11 protein-coding genes and 1 tRNA gene are annotated in these 15313 nt (G+C 47.3%); 9 read left to right on the forward strand and 3 right to left on the reverse strand.

The window, feature by feature from the left end:
* Positions 1 to 83 precede the first annotated feature (83 nt).
* Positions 84 to 1436: an HlyC/CorC family transporter gene (locus MWG26_RS03005; RefSeq protein WP_025654593.1), complete on the reverse strand. Its 1353-nt coding sequence runs from the start codon at positions 1434 to 1436 to the stop codon at positions 84 to 86.
* A 712-nt stretch (positions 1437 to 2148) separates the two neighbouring features.
* Between MWG26_RS03005 and murB the strand changes: the two genes are divergently transcribed.
* The 6 genes from murB (at position 2149) to MWG26_RS03035 (ending at position 6544) form a co-directional block, all read left to right on the forward strand.
* A complete protein-coding gene (gene murB / locus MWG26_RS03010) occupies positions 2149 to 3054 on the forward strand; it encodes a UDP-N-acetylmuramate dehydrogenase (RefSeq protein ID WP_025654594.1) in 906 nt (301 codons plus the stop codon).
* Position 3055: 1 nt separating this feature from the next.
* The gene (rapZ, locus tag MWG26_RS03015) at positions 3056 to 3934 is read left to right on the forward strand and encodes an RNase adapter RapZ (RefSeq protein WP_117440891.1); all 879 of its coding nucleotides are present in this window, start codon (positions 3056 to 3058) and stop codon (positions 3932 to 3934) included.
* A gap of 9 nt (positions 3935 to 3943) precedes the next feature.
* The gene (gene whiA / locus MWG26_RS03020) at positions 3944 to 4903 is read left to right on the forward strand and encodes a DNA-binding protein WhiA (RefSeq protein ID WP_025654596.1); all 960 of its coding nucleotides are present in this window, start codon (positions 3944 to 3946) and stop codon (positions 4901 to 4903) included.
* Positions 4900 to 5157 carry an HPr family phosphocarrier protein gene (locus MWG26_RS03025; RefSeq protein WP_025654597.1) on the forward strand — a complete coding sequence of 86 codons (258 nt, stop codon included), beginning with the start codon at positions 4900 to 4902 and terminating at the stop codon, positions 5155 to 5157. Before whiA ends, MWG26_RS03025 begins: the two co-directional genes overlap by 4 nt.
* A 211-nt stretch (positions 5158 to 5368) precedes the next feature.
* The gene (locus tag MWG26_RS03030; protein WP_025654598.1) at positions 5369 to 6310 is read left to right on the forward strand and encodes a diacylglycerol/lipid kinase family protein; all 942 of its coding nucleotides are present in this window, start codon (positions 5369 to 5371) and stop codon (positions 6308 to 6310) included.
* 162 nt (positions 6311 to 6472) lie between these two features.
* Positions 6473 to 6544: transfer RNA gene (locus tag MWG26_RS03035), tRNA-Glu, on the forward strand.
* A 105-nt stretch (positions 6545 to 6649) separates the two neighbouring features.
* On the opposite strand, the gene MWG26_RS03040 is transcribed toward MWG26_RS03035, so the two are convergent.
* Positions 6650 to 7246, reverse strand: coding sequence for a TetR/AcrR family transcriptional regulator (locus MWG26_RS03040; RefSeq protein WP_025654599.1), 597 nt, complete (start codon positions 7244 to 7246; stop codon positions 6650 to 6652).
* Positions 7247 to 7464: 218 nt separating this feature from the next.
* On the opposite strand from MWG26_RS03040, the gene MWG26_RS03045 reads away from it, so the two are divergent.
* From MWG26_RS03045 to MWG26_RS03055, 3 genes are all read left to right on the forward strand, one after another.
* The gene (locus MWG26_RS03045) at positions 7465 to 9513 is read left to right on the forward strand and encodes an oxidoreductase (protein ID WP_117440892.1); all 2049 of its coding nucleotides are present in this window, start codon (positions 7465 to 7467) and stop codon (positions 9511 to 9513) included.
* Between the two features lie 534 nt (positions 9514 to 10047).
* Entirely contained in the window at positions 10048 to 10914 is an 867-nt protein-coding gene (fba, locus tag MWG26_RS03050; protein ID WP_025654601.1) for a class II fructose-1,6-bisphosphate aldolase, read from the forward strand.
* Positions 10915 to 11201: 287 nt separating this feature from the next.
* Complete coding sequence (locus MWG26_RS03055; protein ID WP_025654602.1) at positions 11202 to 13316, forward strand: glutamine synthetase III family protein; 2115 nt, start codon at positions 11202 to 11204, stop codon at positions 13314 to 13316.
* A 113-nt stretch (positions 13317 to 13429) separates the two neighbouring features.
* Here MWG26_RS03055 and MWG26_RS03060 read toward each other — a convergent pair whose 3' ends face one another.
* A complete protein-coding gene (locus tag MWG26_RS03060; RefSeq protein ID WP_117440893.1) occupies positions 13430 to 15310 on the reverse strand; it encodes a DUF4914 family protein in 1881 nt (626 codons plus the stop codon).
* Positions 15311 to 15313 lie beyond the last annotated feature (3 nt).

Raw genomic sequence — 15313 nt, forward strand, 5'->3', positions numbered from 1 at the left:
TCGGACCTCCGCATGGAGCCTGACTGCTTACGCGCAGTTCTGACACCATTTGGAAGTCCGATAGGATGACTGGCATGGCAGAATTAGGATCCGCCGTATTCTTTATGCCGTTCTCCATATTCTTTTTTTGGCGGGACATCATCCGGATCTTCGGAATCTCCGTCCTCTTTATCAGATACTTTCTTTTCAGGCAGATAGACATGTACACTTTCTACCCTATTCTTATCCAGTGTTTCAACGACCAGCATAATTCCGCTGTCTGTTGTAACCTCGTCACCCACTTCGGGCAGCCTGTCCAGATGCTCTATAATAAAACCGCCGAGGGAGTCATAATCCTCAGACTGCAGTTCCAGATCCAGACGGTCATTGACATCATCCAGGCTCATGGAGCCTTCGATAATATATTCATTATCGCCAAGCTGTTTTACGAATTCATCTTCTTTCTCGTCATATTCATCATGGATTTCCCCAACGATTTCCTCCAGAATATCCTCCAGAGTAACAAGGCCGGCTGTTTCACCGTATTCATCCAGCACAATAGCGATATTAAAAGAGGCATCCCGCATTTCCACGAGCAGCTCGGATATATTTTTATATTCGTAAGTAAAATATGCTTCGCGCAGTATGTTGCGCACAGAAAATTGCGCCGTACTGTCAAAAAGCAGAAGATCTTTCATATTAATGGTACCGATAACATTATCGGTTGTATCCTCATAAACAGGGAGACGTGTGAATTTGTCTTCTTTGAAAATATCAATCAGTTCTTTATAAGTACTGTTTACATCTGCAAATGTCACGTGGACACGCGGCACCATAACGTCCTTAGCACGGGCATCGCCCAGGTCAAACACATTGTAGATCATTTCTTTTTCTTCGGATTCAATGACTCCGTCTTCGTGGCTTACGTCTACGATGGTACGAAGTTCGTCCTCTGTCATGGCGCTGTTCTTGGCATTGGGATCAATGCGGAATATAAACAGAATTCCATGTGAGAACAGGTTAATGATGAAGATAAATGGGGTCATCACCACCATAAATGCCCGGATCACCGGGATATAGGCAAGAGACAGCTTCACTGCATTTAAGGTTGCTATGCTCTTTGGAGTAATCTCTCCGAATACGAGGATCGCAACTGTCAGGATTGCCGTTGCAATGCTGACCATGTAACCACCGAAGCTGTAGGCCAGTGTGGCGGCTAATGAGGAAGCGGAAATATTTACAATGTTGTTGCCGATTAAGATTGCGCTCAGCATCTTACGGGAATGCTTTTCCGTAACGTCCAGAACCATCCTGGCCCGTTTATTTCCGTCGTCTGCCAGAGAACGCATGCGGATCTTGCTCACCGTGGTAAGCGCCGTCTCCGCGGATGAAAAAAATGCAGACAGTATCAATAAAACGATTAATATAACAAATTGTATGGCATCACTCGAGTCCAATTATCTGTTCACTCCTTTATTATTTTATTGCGTAATTGCTCAAAGCATGTATACCCCCTAAATATACAACATCCGGGGCTTTTTTGCAAGTAGAGTTTGGGATGTAAGCTTTGGTATTGCGGAGAGGGGGCGCAAAATGAAGGGATAGCCGCCAGCCTCCTAAGGGCACACATACCGTTCAAAATTGCGAACACAGAACCTAAGAAATTCTAAGAAGCAGTCAGCCGCGAGAGTGGGGCACGGGATGGCACATCACGAGAAATCTCATGATTTCTCGCGCTGGGCCATCCGCTTTTATGATTCGGAATCATAAAAGCTCCCCACTCTCGCGGCTGGCTGCTTCTTAGAATTTCTAAGGCCTGCTTTAGCAATTTTTGAACGGCATGTGTGCCCTTAGGAGACTGGCGGCTATCCCTTCATTTTGCTGGGCGCATCCAATCGGCAGATGAGCTTGCAAACCAGGGGGAGCTCCATGACGGGGGCAGTGTATTGAGTCGTTTGGGAGTACAGTATGGAATAGGGATATGGGAGGAGTTATGTATACCTTGTTCCGCAGTTTACTGCGGATCCGCCCGCAGGGGATGTGTTGCAGCCATCGTTTTGTTCTGTGCGCCATCCGTGCGCAAGTCTAAAGCTTGCGTACTAAACGTTGAATTTGGCGGGGGTTTGTTGTATGATTGAGGTGAAAGTTCAAAAGAATTGGAGATCATGTATGAGTTTATACGAAAAATTATGTGACATACTGGGAGAGAAATGTGTTTTTGCAGATGAACCAATGAGCCGCCATACCACATTCCGTATAGGAGGGCCGGCGGATTATTTTGCAGTTCCCTGTGATACCGAAGGCGTAAAAAAGGTCATCGGTTTGTGCAAAGAGGAAGAGGTGCCTTATTATATTCTGGGGAACGGCAGCAATCTTCTGGTGGGAGACAAAGGATATAGAGGCGTTGTGATTCAGATTTATAAAAATATGAGTGGGATACATGCTGAGGGGAACCGGATTTATGCGCAAGCTGGCGCGCTGTTGTCTAGGATAGCGGCGGAGGCACTTTTGCACAGCCTGAAGGGGTTTGAGTTTGCATCCGGGATACCGGGGACACTGGGCGGAGCTGTCATGATGAATGCAGGGGCCTATGGAGGTGAGATGAAGCAGGTTCTGGAGAGCGTGGCTGTTATGACTCCGGAAGGCGAGGTAAAGACTCTCAGGAAAGATGAGCTGGAATTGGGATATAGAACAAGTATCGTTGCCAAAAAGAATTATATTGTTCTGGAAGCAGTGATCAGGCTGGAACCGGGAGATGCCGGTGATATCCGTTCTTATATGGAGGAGCTGAAAGAAAAAAGAGTGTCAAAGCAGCCGTTGGAATACCCCAGCGCGGGGAGCACGTTCAAACGGCCGGAGGGGTATTTTGCAGGCAGGCTGATAGAGGATGCAGGACTGCGGGGATTTCAGGTAGGAAATGCGCAGGTGTCACAGAAACACTGCGGATTCGTGATTAACCGGGGCGGCGCTACGGCAGCAGAAGTAATATCCCTGATGGAGCAGGTCGCTGATAAAGTAGAGGAGGTATCCGGCGTCAGGCTGGAGCCGGAAGTGAAACGGATAGGAGAATTCTGAAATGAGATTTGTAATTGTTACTGGTATGTCGGGCGCCGGCAAATCCACAGCGTTGAAGATGCTGGAAGACATGGGGTATTTCTGTGTGGATAATCTGCCCATTCCTCTGATTCAGAAGTTTGCGGAGATGCTGGCGGCGCCGGATACCGAGATAGACAAGGCAGCCCTGGGGATTGATATCCGGGGCGGCCAGGCCTTTAAAGGACTGGAAGAGAAGCTAAAGCAGATTGATGAGCTCGGTCTGGGCTACGAGATTCTGTTTCTGGATGCCGGGGATGATGTTCTGGTAAAGCGTTACAAGGAGACCAGGCGGCAGCATCCTTTGGGCGGAGCGGGGCACATTGATATTGGCATTGCAAAAGAAAGAGAAAAAATTGCGTTCTTAAAAATGCAGTCCACGTATATACTTGATACAAGCAAGATGCTTACACGAGAGCTGCGGCTGGAACTTGAAAAAATTTTTGTAGAAGGGAAGGATTTTAAGAATCTTTATATCACGGTGATGTCGTTTGGATTTAAATATGGGATCCCGCAGGATGCCGACCTGGTGTTTGACGTCCGTTTTCTTCCCAATCCATATTATATTATGGATTTAAGGCCGAAAACAGGCAATGACCAGGAAGTGCGCGAATATGTAATGGACAATGACAAAGCCAGGAAATTTCTGGGGAAATTAACTGAAATGATGGACTTTTTAATACCGAATTATATACTGGAGGGAAAAAATCAGCTGGTGATTGCCATAGGATGCACTGGCGGTAAGCATCGGTCCGTTACGCTTGCAAACGCCCTGTACCAGTTTCTGGAGCCGAAGGAAAGTTATGGAGTGCGTATCGAACACCGGGATATTGGGAAAGATGCTATAACGAAGGCGAAATAGGAGAGAGCTATGTCATTTTCTGGAAATGTGAAAGAAGAACTTTCGAAGCAATGGAACACCGCAAGGCACTGCCAGATTGCTGAACTGGCAGCCCTAATCAGTATGTGCGGCTCCATTGTAATCAATAGTTATGGGCATTACAGCGTAAAAATTCATTCGGAAAATTTGGCTGTTGCAAGAAAATGCTTTACATTGATCACAAAAACATTTAATATAGAAGCTGATATCTCTATCCGCAGGAACATCGCGAAGGAAAGTGTCTCTTATGCTGTGGTGGTAAAACGGCATGAAGACGCGCTTCGTATCCTTCAGGCAGCAAAACTGATCGAAGAATTTCAGTCAGAATTCGAAGAGGTCCACATTGTGAATCCTCTCGTTGTACAGCAGACATGCTGCAGACGCTCTTTTATCAGAGGTGCTTTTCTCGCCGCAGGCTCGATGAGTGATCCAAACAAGTCGTATCACTTTGAAATTGTCTGTGCCTCCGAGAAGATGGCACGCCAGATTCAGGAGCTGATATGCGGATTCTCCATGGACGCCAAGATTGTCCAGCGGAAGAAGTCCTATGTTGTGTATCTAAAGGAAGGCTCGCAGATAGTGGATATCCTGAATATTATGGAAGCGCATATTTCCCTCATGGAACTGGAAAATGTCCGGATTCTAAAAGAGATGCGCAATACCGTAAACCGCAAGGTAAATTGTGAAACTGCCAATATCAACAAAACAGTATCAGCCGCAGTCAAACAGGTGGAGGATATTACATATCTGAGAGATACAATAGGTTTTGAAAAAATGTCGGAGGGACTGGAGGAAGTAGCGCTTGCCCGCCTTTCACATCCCGATGCGACACTCAAAGAGTTAGGGGAACTCTTATCACCGCCCGTTGGAAAGTCTGGGGTCAATCACAGACTTAGAAAACTGAGCGAGATGGCAGAGAAGGTTAGGCAAAAACAAGGAGGATTATTATGATTGAAACACCGGTTGTTGTGAAACAGGACAAGGGACTTGACGGAAGACCAATCGCATTGTTAGTACAGGAGGCAAGCCAGTACGCAAGTTCAATTTATATTCGGGTAGATGGGAAGAAGATCAATGCAAAAAGCATTATGGGGATGATGAGCCTGAACCTTTCAGAGGGCGAGAAGCTTACGGTAGTAACAGAAGGCGAAGATGAGCAGAAGGCGGCAGAAGGAATTAAAACCTTTTTTACTAAGAAAAAATAGTCAGATGCATTTTAAAATAGAATAACGGCAGATAAAAGTTACTATTCACGGGGCCGTGAATAATAACGATAAAGAATTATGAAGAAAGAACTATATGGAAAGAGGTTGTACTTTTGTGCAGCCTCTTTTATAATGAATGGATATGGTGTAATAATTGTGGTCAGCGTCATGGCTGATCTGCTGTTTGCATAGGATGGAGGAGATCTGTATTATGAAAAAAATGCTGTTTATTTACAATCCAAATGCCGGAACGGGGCTGTTAAAACCGAAACTTTCCGACGTACTGGACATTTTTGTTAAGGGGGGATACGAGGTGACGGTATATCCGACGCAGCGCTATCACGATGCACTGTCTAAGACCATAAGCTATGAGGGCGATTACGATCTGGTTGTCTGCAGCGGTGGTGACGGCACGCTGGATGAGGTGGTGACGGGAATGTCCAAAAGGGATAGGCAGGTGCCGGTCGGCTATATCCCGGCAGGGACTACGAATGATTTTGCCAACAGCCTGCATATCTCAAAAGATATGCTGGAGGCGGCGGATATTGCAGCTAACGGGGTTCCGTTTCCATGCGATGTGGGGATTTTTAATGATGATATCTTTGTCTATATTGCCGCGTTTGGTTTATTTACAGATGTATCCTACGAGACAAAGCAGAGTATGAAGAATGTGCTGGGGCATCTGGCCTATGTGCTGGAGGGCACGAAGCGTATTTTTAATATCCCTTCTTACCATATTAAAGTGACATATAACGAGGAAGTCCTAGAGGATGAATTCGTATTCGGCATGGTGACTAACTCCAGGTCTGTGGGTGGATTTAAGGGCATTATCGGCAAAGATGTAGTGTTTGACGACGGTGAATTTGAGGTAACGCTGATTAAGACCCCAAAGAACCCCATAGAGCTAAACGAAATTATTGCTTCCCTAGTAATCAAGCAGATTGATTCGAAGCATATGTATTCCTTCCGCACAGGACATATTCGTTTTGAATCCGTGGAAGAGATTCCATGGACATTGGACGGAGAGTTTGGCGGGGAACATGATGATGTAGTGATTAGAAATAAGAAGCAGGGGCTTCGGATTATGGTGGCGGAGAGAAGTATTGAACATCTTTCCGTAAAGGGAAGAATTGAGGGCAGCAGGGAGTCATAGAGAGCCTGGCGGGCTATATGCCTGCCAGGCTTGATGTTTCATATCCCACAATCCAATTTAAGCGGCGGAATTTGCAAATCGACAAAAGATTTAAAAAAGTGCTTGCATATTTGAAAATGGTGTAGTATAATAAAACTCGCTTGTGAAAGCAATATAGGACATGGCTCCATGGTCAAGCGGTTAAGACGCTAGCCTCTCACGCTGGAATCAGGGGTTCGATTCCCCTTGGAGTCATTAGTGAAAATCCATAGAATATTCTATGGATTTTTTTGTTATACACTCATAAATTAAGAAGATATTTTTAAACTAAAGGGGGAGAGCTGCGAACAGCTCTCCCCCTTAGTTAGTCCCCTGTTTTTGGTAATAGCTGAGAATCATATCCAGTGCGTGGTTTGTCCGTTCAGACAAGGCGTATCCTCCCTCGTGGAGACACCAGTCATAGATCATTCCCCTGGTAATTCCCAGGATGTCTTCTGTGATTGCGGCCGGATCTCCCAGAAGGGTGCCGGCGGAAGTCTCTTCCAGCACGGCGTGATAGATCGTCTGATAAAAGAATCGGTCCTTGTTGAGGATATATTTTTCCTTGCTGGACAGCTGATGTTTAAAATACTGGAGCGCGGCCATGGCACCCATATCTTCCATCGAGCGGGCCTGCCCTGAGATAAGAAAATGGATGGCCTCCAGCGGAGAATCGGGGTGTCCGTTCTTCCAGGCTTCTTCGGACTGCTGGTCAAACAGACGGTACCCCTCGTCCAATATATTTTCCTTGCTTTTAAAATGATGATAAAAGGCGCCTACGGATACCTCTGCCTTATCACAGATATCCTGGACCGTTACGTTTTCATAAGACTTCTCTGCGAATAGAGATACTGCACAAGAGAAAATCTTATGTTTTGTTGCAATTGCCTGTTTCTGGCGATTAGTCTGTGGCTTCATAAATCCCCCTAATTCGGTATGATACATGCCGTGTCTATGTTGTGTAACCCTTTTGTTAGGATAACACGAGTATTCCCTTTTTGACAAGGCGGTAGTACGATTATAGTCAAAATTAACAAAATATCATTCGGCGAATTGTATTCTGTGTCAATAGATTTGTATTAAATAAAGTGTTATAATTTTAACAGAACTTGTTGAAAAGCTGAAAGGAGTTGTCTATGTCTACAAAGTACAAACATTTATTTTCGCCGATTAAAGTAGGAAACACAGAGGTGCCAAACCGTATTGCCATGATGCCGATGGGTGTATTTTCACCACGTCTGATGAATCAGAAGACCGGAGCGTATACAAAGGACGGCGCGGATTATTATATTGAACGTGCCAAAGGCGGCACGGGACTGATCGTGACGGGTTTAGTTCCGATTATACCGATTCCGGTAAAAAACCCGGTTAATTTTCCGGATGAATATGTACCTGCGATGAAATATCTGGCGGACGGAGTCCATAAGTATGGTTCCAAGGTATTTGTCCAGCTGACGGCCATGACGGGGAGAGCAGGGCATATTGAGAGCGAGACGGACTGGAAGATGCTTCCGGCGCCGGCGCCGATTCAGAATGTATGGGATCCAACCATAAAGAACAGGGGAATCTCCAAAGAGGAGATTCACAAATACGTAGAAAATTTTGCGCAGGCAGCGTATCTGGTGAAACAGGCAGGCTGCGATGGTGTTGAAATCCACGCTGTCCATGAAGGCTATCTGCTGGATCAATTTGCAATCGGATTCTACAACAAGCGTACGGATGAGTATGGCGGATGCCTGGAAAACCGTTTAAGATTCCCAAAAGAGATCGTGGAGGCCATCAAAGAAAAGTGCGGAAAAGATTTTCCTGTATCCGTGCGCTACAGCGTGCGCAGCTATGTGAAGGACTACAACCGGGGAGCACTTCCGGGGGAAGAATTCGAAGAAATGGGCCGGGATCTGGAGGAAGGCGTTACAGTTGCAAAAATGCTGGAGGAATATGGTTACGATATGCTCAACTGCGACAACGGAAGCTATGATTCCTGGTTTTGGCCGCATCCGCCGGTGTATATGCCAAAAGCCTGTAACCTAAAGGATGTGGCGGCAGTTAAAAAAGCAGTCCATATACCAGTCGTATGCGCAGGACGTTTTGATGATCCTGAACTTGCCGAAAAAGCAATATCTGAGGGTCGGATCGACATCATGGGTATGGGCCGTCCGCTTCTGGCAGACCCGGAGCTGGGCCGCAAGTTCTATGAAGAGCGCCTGGATGACGTACGCCCATGTATATCCTGCCATCAGGGGTGCCTGGGAAGAATCTTCCAGGGCAAAGACATCAGCTGTGCTGTTAACCCGGCCTGCGGAAGAGAAAAGAGCTACGAATTAAAACCGGCAGAGACAAAGAAAAAAGTCATGGTAATCGGAGGCGGCCTGGGCGGCATGGAGGCAGCGCGAGTCTGCGCACTGCGCGGCCATGAAGTAGATCTGTTTGAAAAAACAGGAGAACTCGGCGGCGTCTTTGTAGCCGCAGCAACTCCCGATTTTAAAGACGATGACAAAAATCTCCTGAAATGGTACAAAAAACAAATGAGCGACCTTCCAGTTAATGTACATATGAATACAGAAGCAACAGCAGAAATGACCGCAGGATACGACGAGATATTCGTAGCAACAGGAGCCAATGAAAGGAAACTGGACACACCGGGATTCGATGCCGAAAACGTCACATATGCCATAGAAACCCTCAGAAGCTCAGACATAAAAGGCGACAACGTTCTAATCGTAGGAGGCGGTCTGACAGGATGCGAGATAGCCTACATGTTAGGCAGGGAAGGCAAAAAAGTAACCATAGTAGAAATGGCCGACACCATCCTGAACGCCTTCGGCCTTGCCGCGGCAAACTACAACATGTTAATGGAACTGCTTGACTACTACAAAGTCAAAGTAATCAAAAACGCAGTAGTCGAGAGCTACAAAGAAGGTATTGCAGTTGTATGTGAAACAGAAAAGAACTATCCGAACTCTGCAAATCGTGCAAAGCGCATGTTCGCCCTCGGCCCGCAGGGAATGAAAGTAAAACACGAAATCCCAGCCGACCACATAGTAGTATCCGTCGGTTATACCCCGGATCAGAACCTATATGAAAGAATCAAAACAGACAATGTCCACCTAATAGGAGACGCCAAGCAGCCCACCAACGTAATGGACGCAATATGGGCAGCCTACGAGTCCGCAATGACAATATAAACCTGTCAATAAAGATATAAAACCGCATAAACACTACTGCACAGTCATTCTACATCCGCCACACCCGGCCTAAGATACCGTCGGAGACGGTCATAATTCCTTCTGACAGGATGAGCCAGCCAGGGGCCAAACGGGACGGGGACAGACGGAAGCATCTATGTGTCTGGTATGCATGAAGCGAGCTTAGCAGCAGTTAGAGGGAACGCATAAAATCTGCCGGAGAAAAGTTGCTACCGAAGCAACTTTTCCGTACACCTGAGCCGTCTACTCATCAGAGTAGGCGGTGAATGTGTACAGTGCCGGCAGATTTTGTGCGTACCCTCTTACTGCTGCTTAGCGCAGCGTCAGCATACCAGACACATAGATGCTTCCGTCTGTCCCCGTCCCGTTTGGCCCCTGGCGTCCCCCTGCCAGCTATTAATTATGATTTTTAGATTGTCTTTTCCCCATCAATAAGCTATAATGTATAAAGATTTGATAACAAACATGCTTGTCGGTTTACCCCGGCAAGTCATAGTAGTGAAGGAGGATTATATGTTAGTATCAGCAAAAGAAATGCTTCAAAAGGCAAAGGCTGGCCATTACGCAGTCGGACAGTTTAACATCAACAACCTGGAATGGACAAAAGCAATTTTGACAGCAGCCCAGGAGTGCAGCTCTCCGGTAATTTTAGGTGTATCAGAAGGCGCCGGAAAATATATGACAGGTTATAAGACAGTGGTAGGTATGGTAAATGGGATGATGGAAGAACTCAACATCACTGTACCTGTTGCACTTCATCTGGATCACGGCAGCTACGAGGGATGCCTGAAGTGTGTGGAAGCAGGATTTTCTTCTATCATGTTTGACGGTTCCCACTATCCAATCGAGGAGAACGTTGCAAAGACAAAAGAGCTTGTGCAGATCGTAAAAGAACACGGTATGTCTCTGGAAGCAGAAGTCGGCTCCATCGGCGGCGAGGAAGACGGTGTCATCGGTAAGGGCGAGTGTGCTGATCCTCAGGAATGCAAGATGGTTGCAGACCTTGGAATTGATTTCCTGGCAGCAGGAATCGGCAATATCCATGGAAAATACCCGGATAACTGGGAAGGGCTGAGCTTTGAGACTCTGGATGCAATCCAGCAGCTGACAGGGGACATGCCTCTGGTACTTCACGGCGGTACAGGAATTCCGGAAGATATGATCAAAAAGGCAATTGATCTGGGCGTAGCAAAGATTAATGTAAATACAGAATGCCAGTTATCATTCGCAGCTGCTACACGTAAATATATTGAGGCTGGAAAAGACCTGGAAGGCAAAGGCTTTGACCCGCGTAAGCTGCTGAAACCAGGCACTGACGCAATTATCGAGACCGTTAAGGAAAAAATGGAATTGTTTGGATCAGTGGGAAAAGCTGAATAAAAATTTTAATTTTTTACTTGAATTTCCTGGACGATTGAGGTATACTGACAAACGTAGATACGAACAAGGGCGTTCCAAGATAACTTGGAGTGCCCTTTTACTTTATGGGGACATTATACATTGTTCCGCACCAAGCTGCGGGTCTGCCCGCAGGGCATGAGTTACGGGGTGCCTTTTGGGAGTACATAAGACTTATGCAGAACCCATAGAATAAAGTAATTGAAAACGGGAATTCGCAAGGCTGCCCGGTTCTACAAATTTGAAAAGCGAAGAGAAAGGAAGGATTTATGAGCGCAGAACTAGTCAATGTTGCAGAGATTTTTGGGGAAAATGTTTTTAACGATACTGTGATGCAGGAACGTTTGCCGAAAAAAATCTATAAAAACCTGAAGAGAACGATAGAGGAAGGAAAGGAACTGGATCTTGAGACAGCCGATGTCATTGCACATGAAATGAAGGAATGGGCGATCGAGAAGGGGGCAACTCACTACACGCACTGGTTCCAGCCTCTGACAGGTGTGACAGCCGAGAAGCATGACTCCTTCATCTCAGCCCCTCTGCCGAGCGGCAAAGTGCTGATGAGCTTCTCTGGAAAAGAACTGATCAAAGGAGAACCGGATGCATCCTCCTTCCCGTCGGGTGGGCTGCGCGCCACATTTGAGGCGAGAGGATATACGGCCTGGGACTGTACTTCACCGGCATTTGTGAGACAGGATGCTGCAGGAGCCACACTTTGTATACCGACGGCATTCTGCTCCTATAAGGGAGAAGCGCTGGATCAGAAGACGCCTCTGCTCCGTTCCATGGAGGCCGTCAGCAAACAGTCTCTCAGGCTGCTTCGCCTTTTTGGAAATACGACTTCTAAAAAAGTGACCCCATCTGTTGGGCCGGAACAGGAGTATTTTCTGGTAGATGCGCAGAAATTTAAACAGAGGAAGGATCTGATTTATACAGGCCGTACGCTGTTTGGGGCAATGCCTCCGAAGGGACAGGAGCTGGATGACCACTATTTCGGAACCATACGCCAGAGAGTTGCATCATTCATGAAGGATGTCAACGAAGAACTCTGGAAGGTAGGCGTATCGGCAAAGACACAGCACAATGAAGTAGCCCCGGCACAGCATGAGCTGGCTCCCATCTATGCGGAAGCGAATATTGCGGTAGACCACAATCACCTGGTAATGCAGACTCTAAAGAGGGTAGCATGCCAGCATGGTATGAAGTGCCTGCTCCATGAAAAGCCTTTTGCAGGTGTGAATGGTTCCGGCAAGCACGATAACTGGTCCCTGACCACGGACGATGGAATCAACATGCTCGAGCCGGGAAAGACCCCGCATGAAAACACACAGTTTCTGATGGTGCTGACCTGTATTCTGAAGGCGGTTAACAGGCATGCAGATTTGCTGCGTGAATCGGCTGCAGACCCGGGAAATGACCACAGATTAGGTGCAAATGAGGCTCCGCCGGCTATCATTTCTGTGTTCCTCGGCGAACAGCTGGAGGATGTACTGGAGCAGCTGGTCAGCACAGGCGAGGCAACACACAGTCTTAAGGGCGGAAAACTGGAGACCGGAGTGAAGACTCTGCCGGATCTTGCGAAGGACGCAACGGACCGAAACAGAACCTCCCCGTTTGCATTTACCGGAAATAAATTTGAATTCCGCATGGTTGGTTCACGCGACTCTGTAGCTGCCCCGAATATTGTGTTAAACACAATCGTGGCGGAGGCATTTTCAGAGGCATGCGATGTGCTTGAGAAAGCTGACGACTTTGATATGGCCGTTCACGATCTGATCAAAGAATATGCGATAGAAAACCAGAAGATCGTATTCAATGGGGATGGCTATTCAGACGCATGGGTAGCGGAGGCCGAAAGACGGGGCCTTCCGAACATCAAATCCATGGTCGAAGCAATTCCGGCAATGACGACTGAAAAGGCGGTAACCTTGTTTGAGAAGTTCAATGTCTTTACAAGGGCTGAACTGGAATCACGTGCGGAAATCCAGTACGAAAGCTATGCCAAGGCCATCAACATTGAGGCCCGCACCATGATCGATATGGCGAGCAAGCAGATCATCCCTGCAATTATGAACTATACAAAGACACTTGCAGATACGATTCTTGCAGTAAAGGCTGCCGGGGCAGATACCAGTGTGCAGAGTGAACTGCTCAATGAAGTATCAGCGCTTCTTGTCGAAACGAAAACCAATCTGAAAACACTGATTAAAGTGACAGAAGAAGCTGCAGAGAAGGAAGAGGGCGCTGTACAGGCGAACTTCTATCATTCCGATGTATTTCCGGCTATGGAAGATCTGCGGAAACCGGTAGATGCGCTGGAGATGATCGTGGATAAAGATGTATGGCCGATGCCATCCTATGGCGATTTGATATTCGAAGTGTAAGAAATTCTATAGAAGGATGTAAGCAGGGGGCTGCTGCACTGGCTGATTCATATCAGCTGTGCGCAGCCTCCTTTTTGTGATCTTTTTCTTGATCCGCCGTCTGACCTGTCGTCTTACGGCCGGAGCCCTAACGGGATTATCTTGCAGTAATCCTCTGCGGAACCTCTGTTTTTAAAGCATTCCAGAATCTCTTTTCCTACCGGATGAAGTTCCTCAGTATCGTAAACAGAAAGTTCTTTTTCAAAGAAACCGTAAAGAATCCCCGCGCCTTTATCATAGCCTGCTTCTCCAAGGGTTTCCTGGTTTTCCGGACGAAGGAATTTGGAAGAAATCGACTGGCCGTCTACTTTCATCTGTTTCAGTGAATATCCAAGCAGGGAACAGCGGGCTGGGGTCAGACGGTCCATTTTCATATTTACGCCACCGCGGCGGGCCAGGTATTCCCGGGAAATCCATTCGGCAGCAAACCCAACTTTGTAAATTCCGATGTGCTGGTTAGGGATCAATACATATCTTGTTTTCGGGCAGCTTAGGATCTGCTCTAAAAGATAATTCGCCTGTTTTATCCGCCGCCCGGTCGCAAACGGCCAGTAGGAGCCAACTCCCTCGGCGGCAAGCGGAGAACTTCCGTTAATACTTGGATTATTGTATCCGCGCGGCGCGACCAGACGCCACAGCCACGCTATTGCCGGCGGTATGACCTGCATCAGTCCGAGAATGCCGTAATCCGGATGTTTTGCGGTGGATGGAGGAGTCCGTACACCAAAGCTCCGCACATTGACTTCCACCGGGCTGGCCACGATGTTCGGAATCAAGCGGCGCGGTATGATGACTCGTGGGTTCGGGCATGGACTTCCATCTGACTCGATGGTGTGGTCCCACGGAAGACAGGTCGAACGCGGAACCGCCTGAAGGTTAAAAAATACCAGCGGCTCTTTAGAGTGAACAGCAATTTTTTCATAAAGCGGGTCGCACCCGTATTCTGTAATACCGTCGACCCGGACAAACCAGCCATCCTCGCCATCCGTAAGCGCTAATTTCCCACTGCCCGTCTGGATGCGGGGATTGCAGTTCGCCATGTCATCCGTAACCGGCTCGATTGTACAGGTATCGCTCATGGTGATATAGCGTTTATCTCCCGTAAGTGTATTGACGCCAAGAAGGACGCGGCCGTCTGACTCACGGTGCACATCCTGCAGCAGTTCGCTCTTACCGCCTCCGGATGCACCTTCATGCATCATAACCATTTCATTTTCATAAGGCGTAATAATGCGGGCTGCCGAAGCATGGGCCGTTACCCAGCCTTCCTGCTCACCGATGTCAAGAAGCACACTGTAAATCCCTTTTTTGGCAGAAGGCCCGGGATAAAGATTGTAGGAAAATACTTCATGCAATTCGCTGGTGCGGCAGTGTACACAGACCTGCCTGCCGTTAAAATGAGTATGCCGGAACGGCGGTGCCACATAGACAATTGCCCGCGGCCTGAACGGTTCTTCTATCGTTCTTGCATTCACAAACGCCTGAAGCTGAGAAACGGCAAATGCAAAAAATGCAGCGTTGCGCGGACAGACTAGCAGTGAATTGTAGCCATACTCAACCCCACCGGCTTTAAACGGTATGATGATTACCTCCTGACCTGAAAGCCACTGAAAAGTCTGCTCTTTAACGGAAGAAAATTCATAACCATAAGCATCTTGAAACCGGAGCTTATCAGTTGGCAGATCATCCCCAATCCGCATAGAATCCGCATCACGGCGGCGCATATAATCTTCGGCAAAATTGACGGCAGCGCCATTGCGGCAGCGGGCGACCGTGGCTTCCAGCACCATTCTGCCTTCTACATTATAGAGGACTTCAATTTCGTCGGTGTGCTCATTTCCAAAGATTAGTTCAAAAAGCATTTCTTTGCTTTCTGGAATGATCACACTTGGGCTGTTGGAGACAATGTTTTCAAGTTCTTTGGGAAGAATAAACTTTTGAATTAAGGAATGCATAAT

The sequence above is a fragment of the Faecalicatena contorta genome (assembly GCF_022835095.1).
Lineage (GTDB): Bacteria > Bacillota > Clostridia > Lachnospirales > Lachnospiraceae > Faecalicatena > Faecalicatena contorta.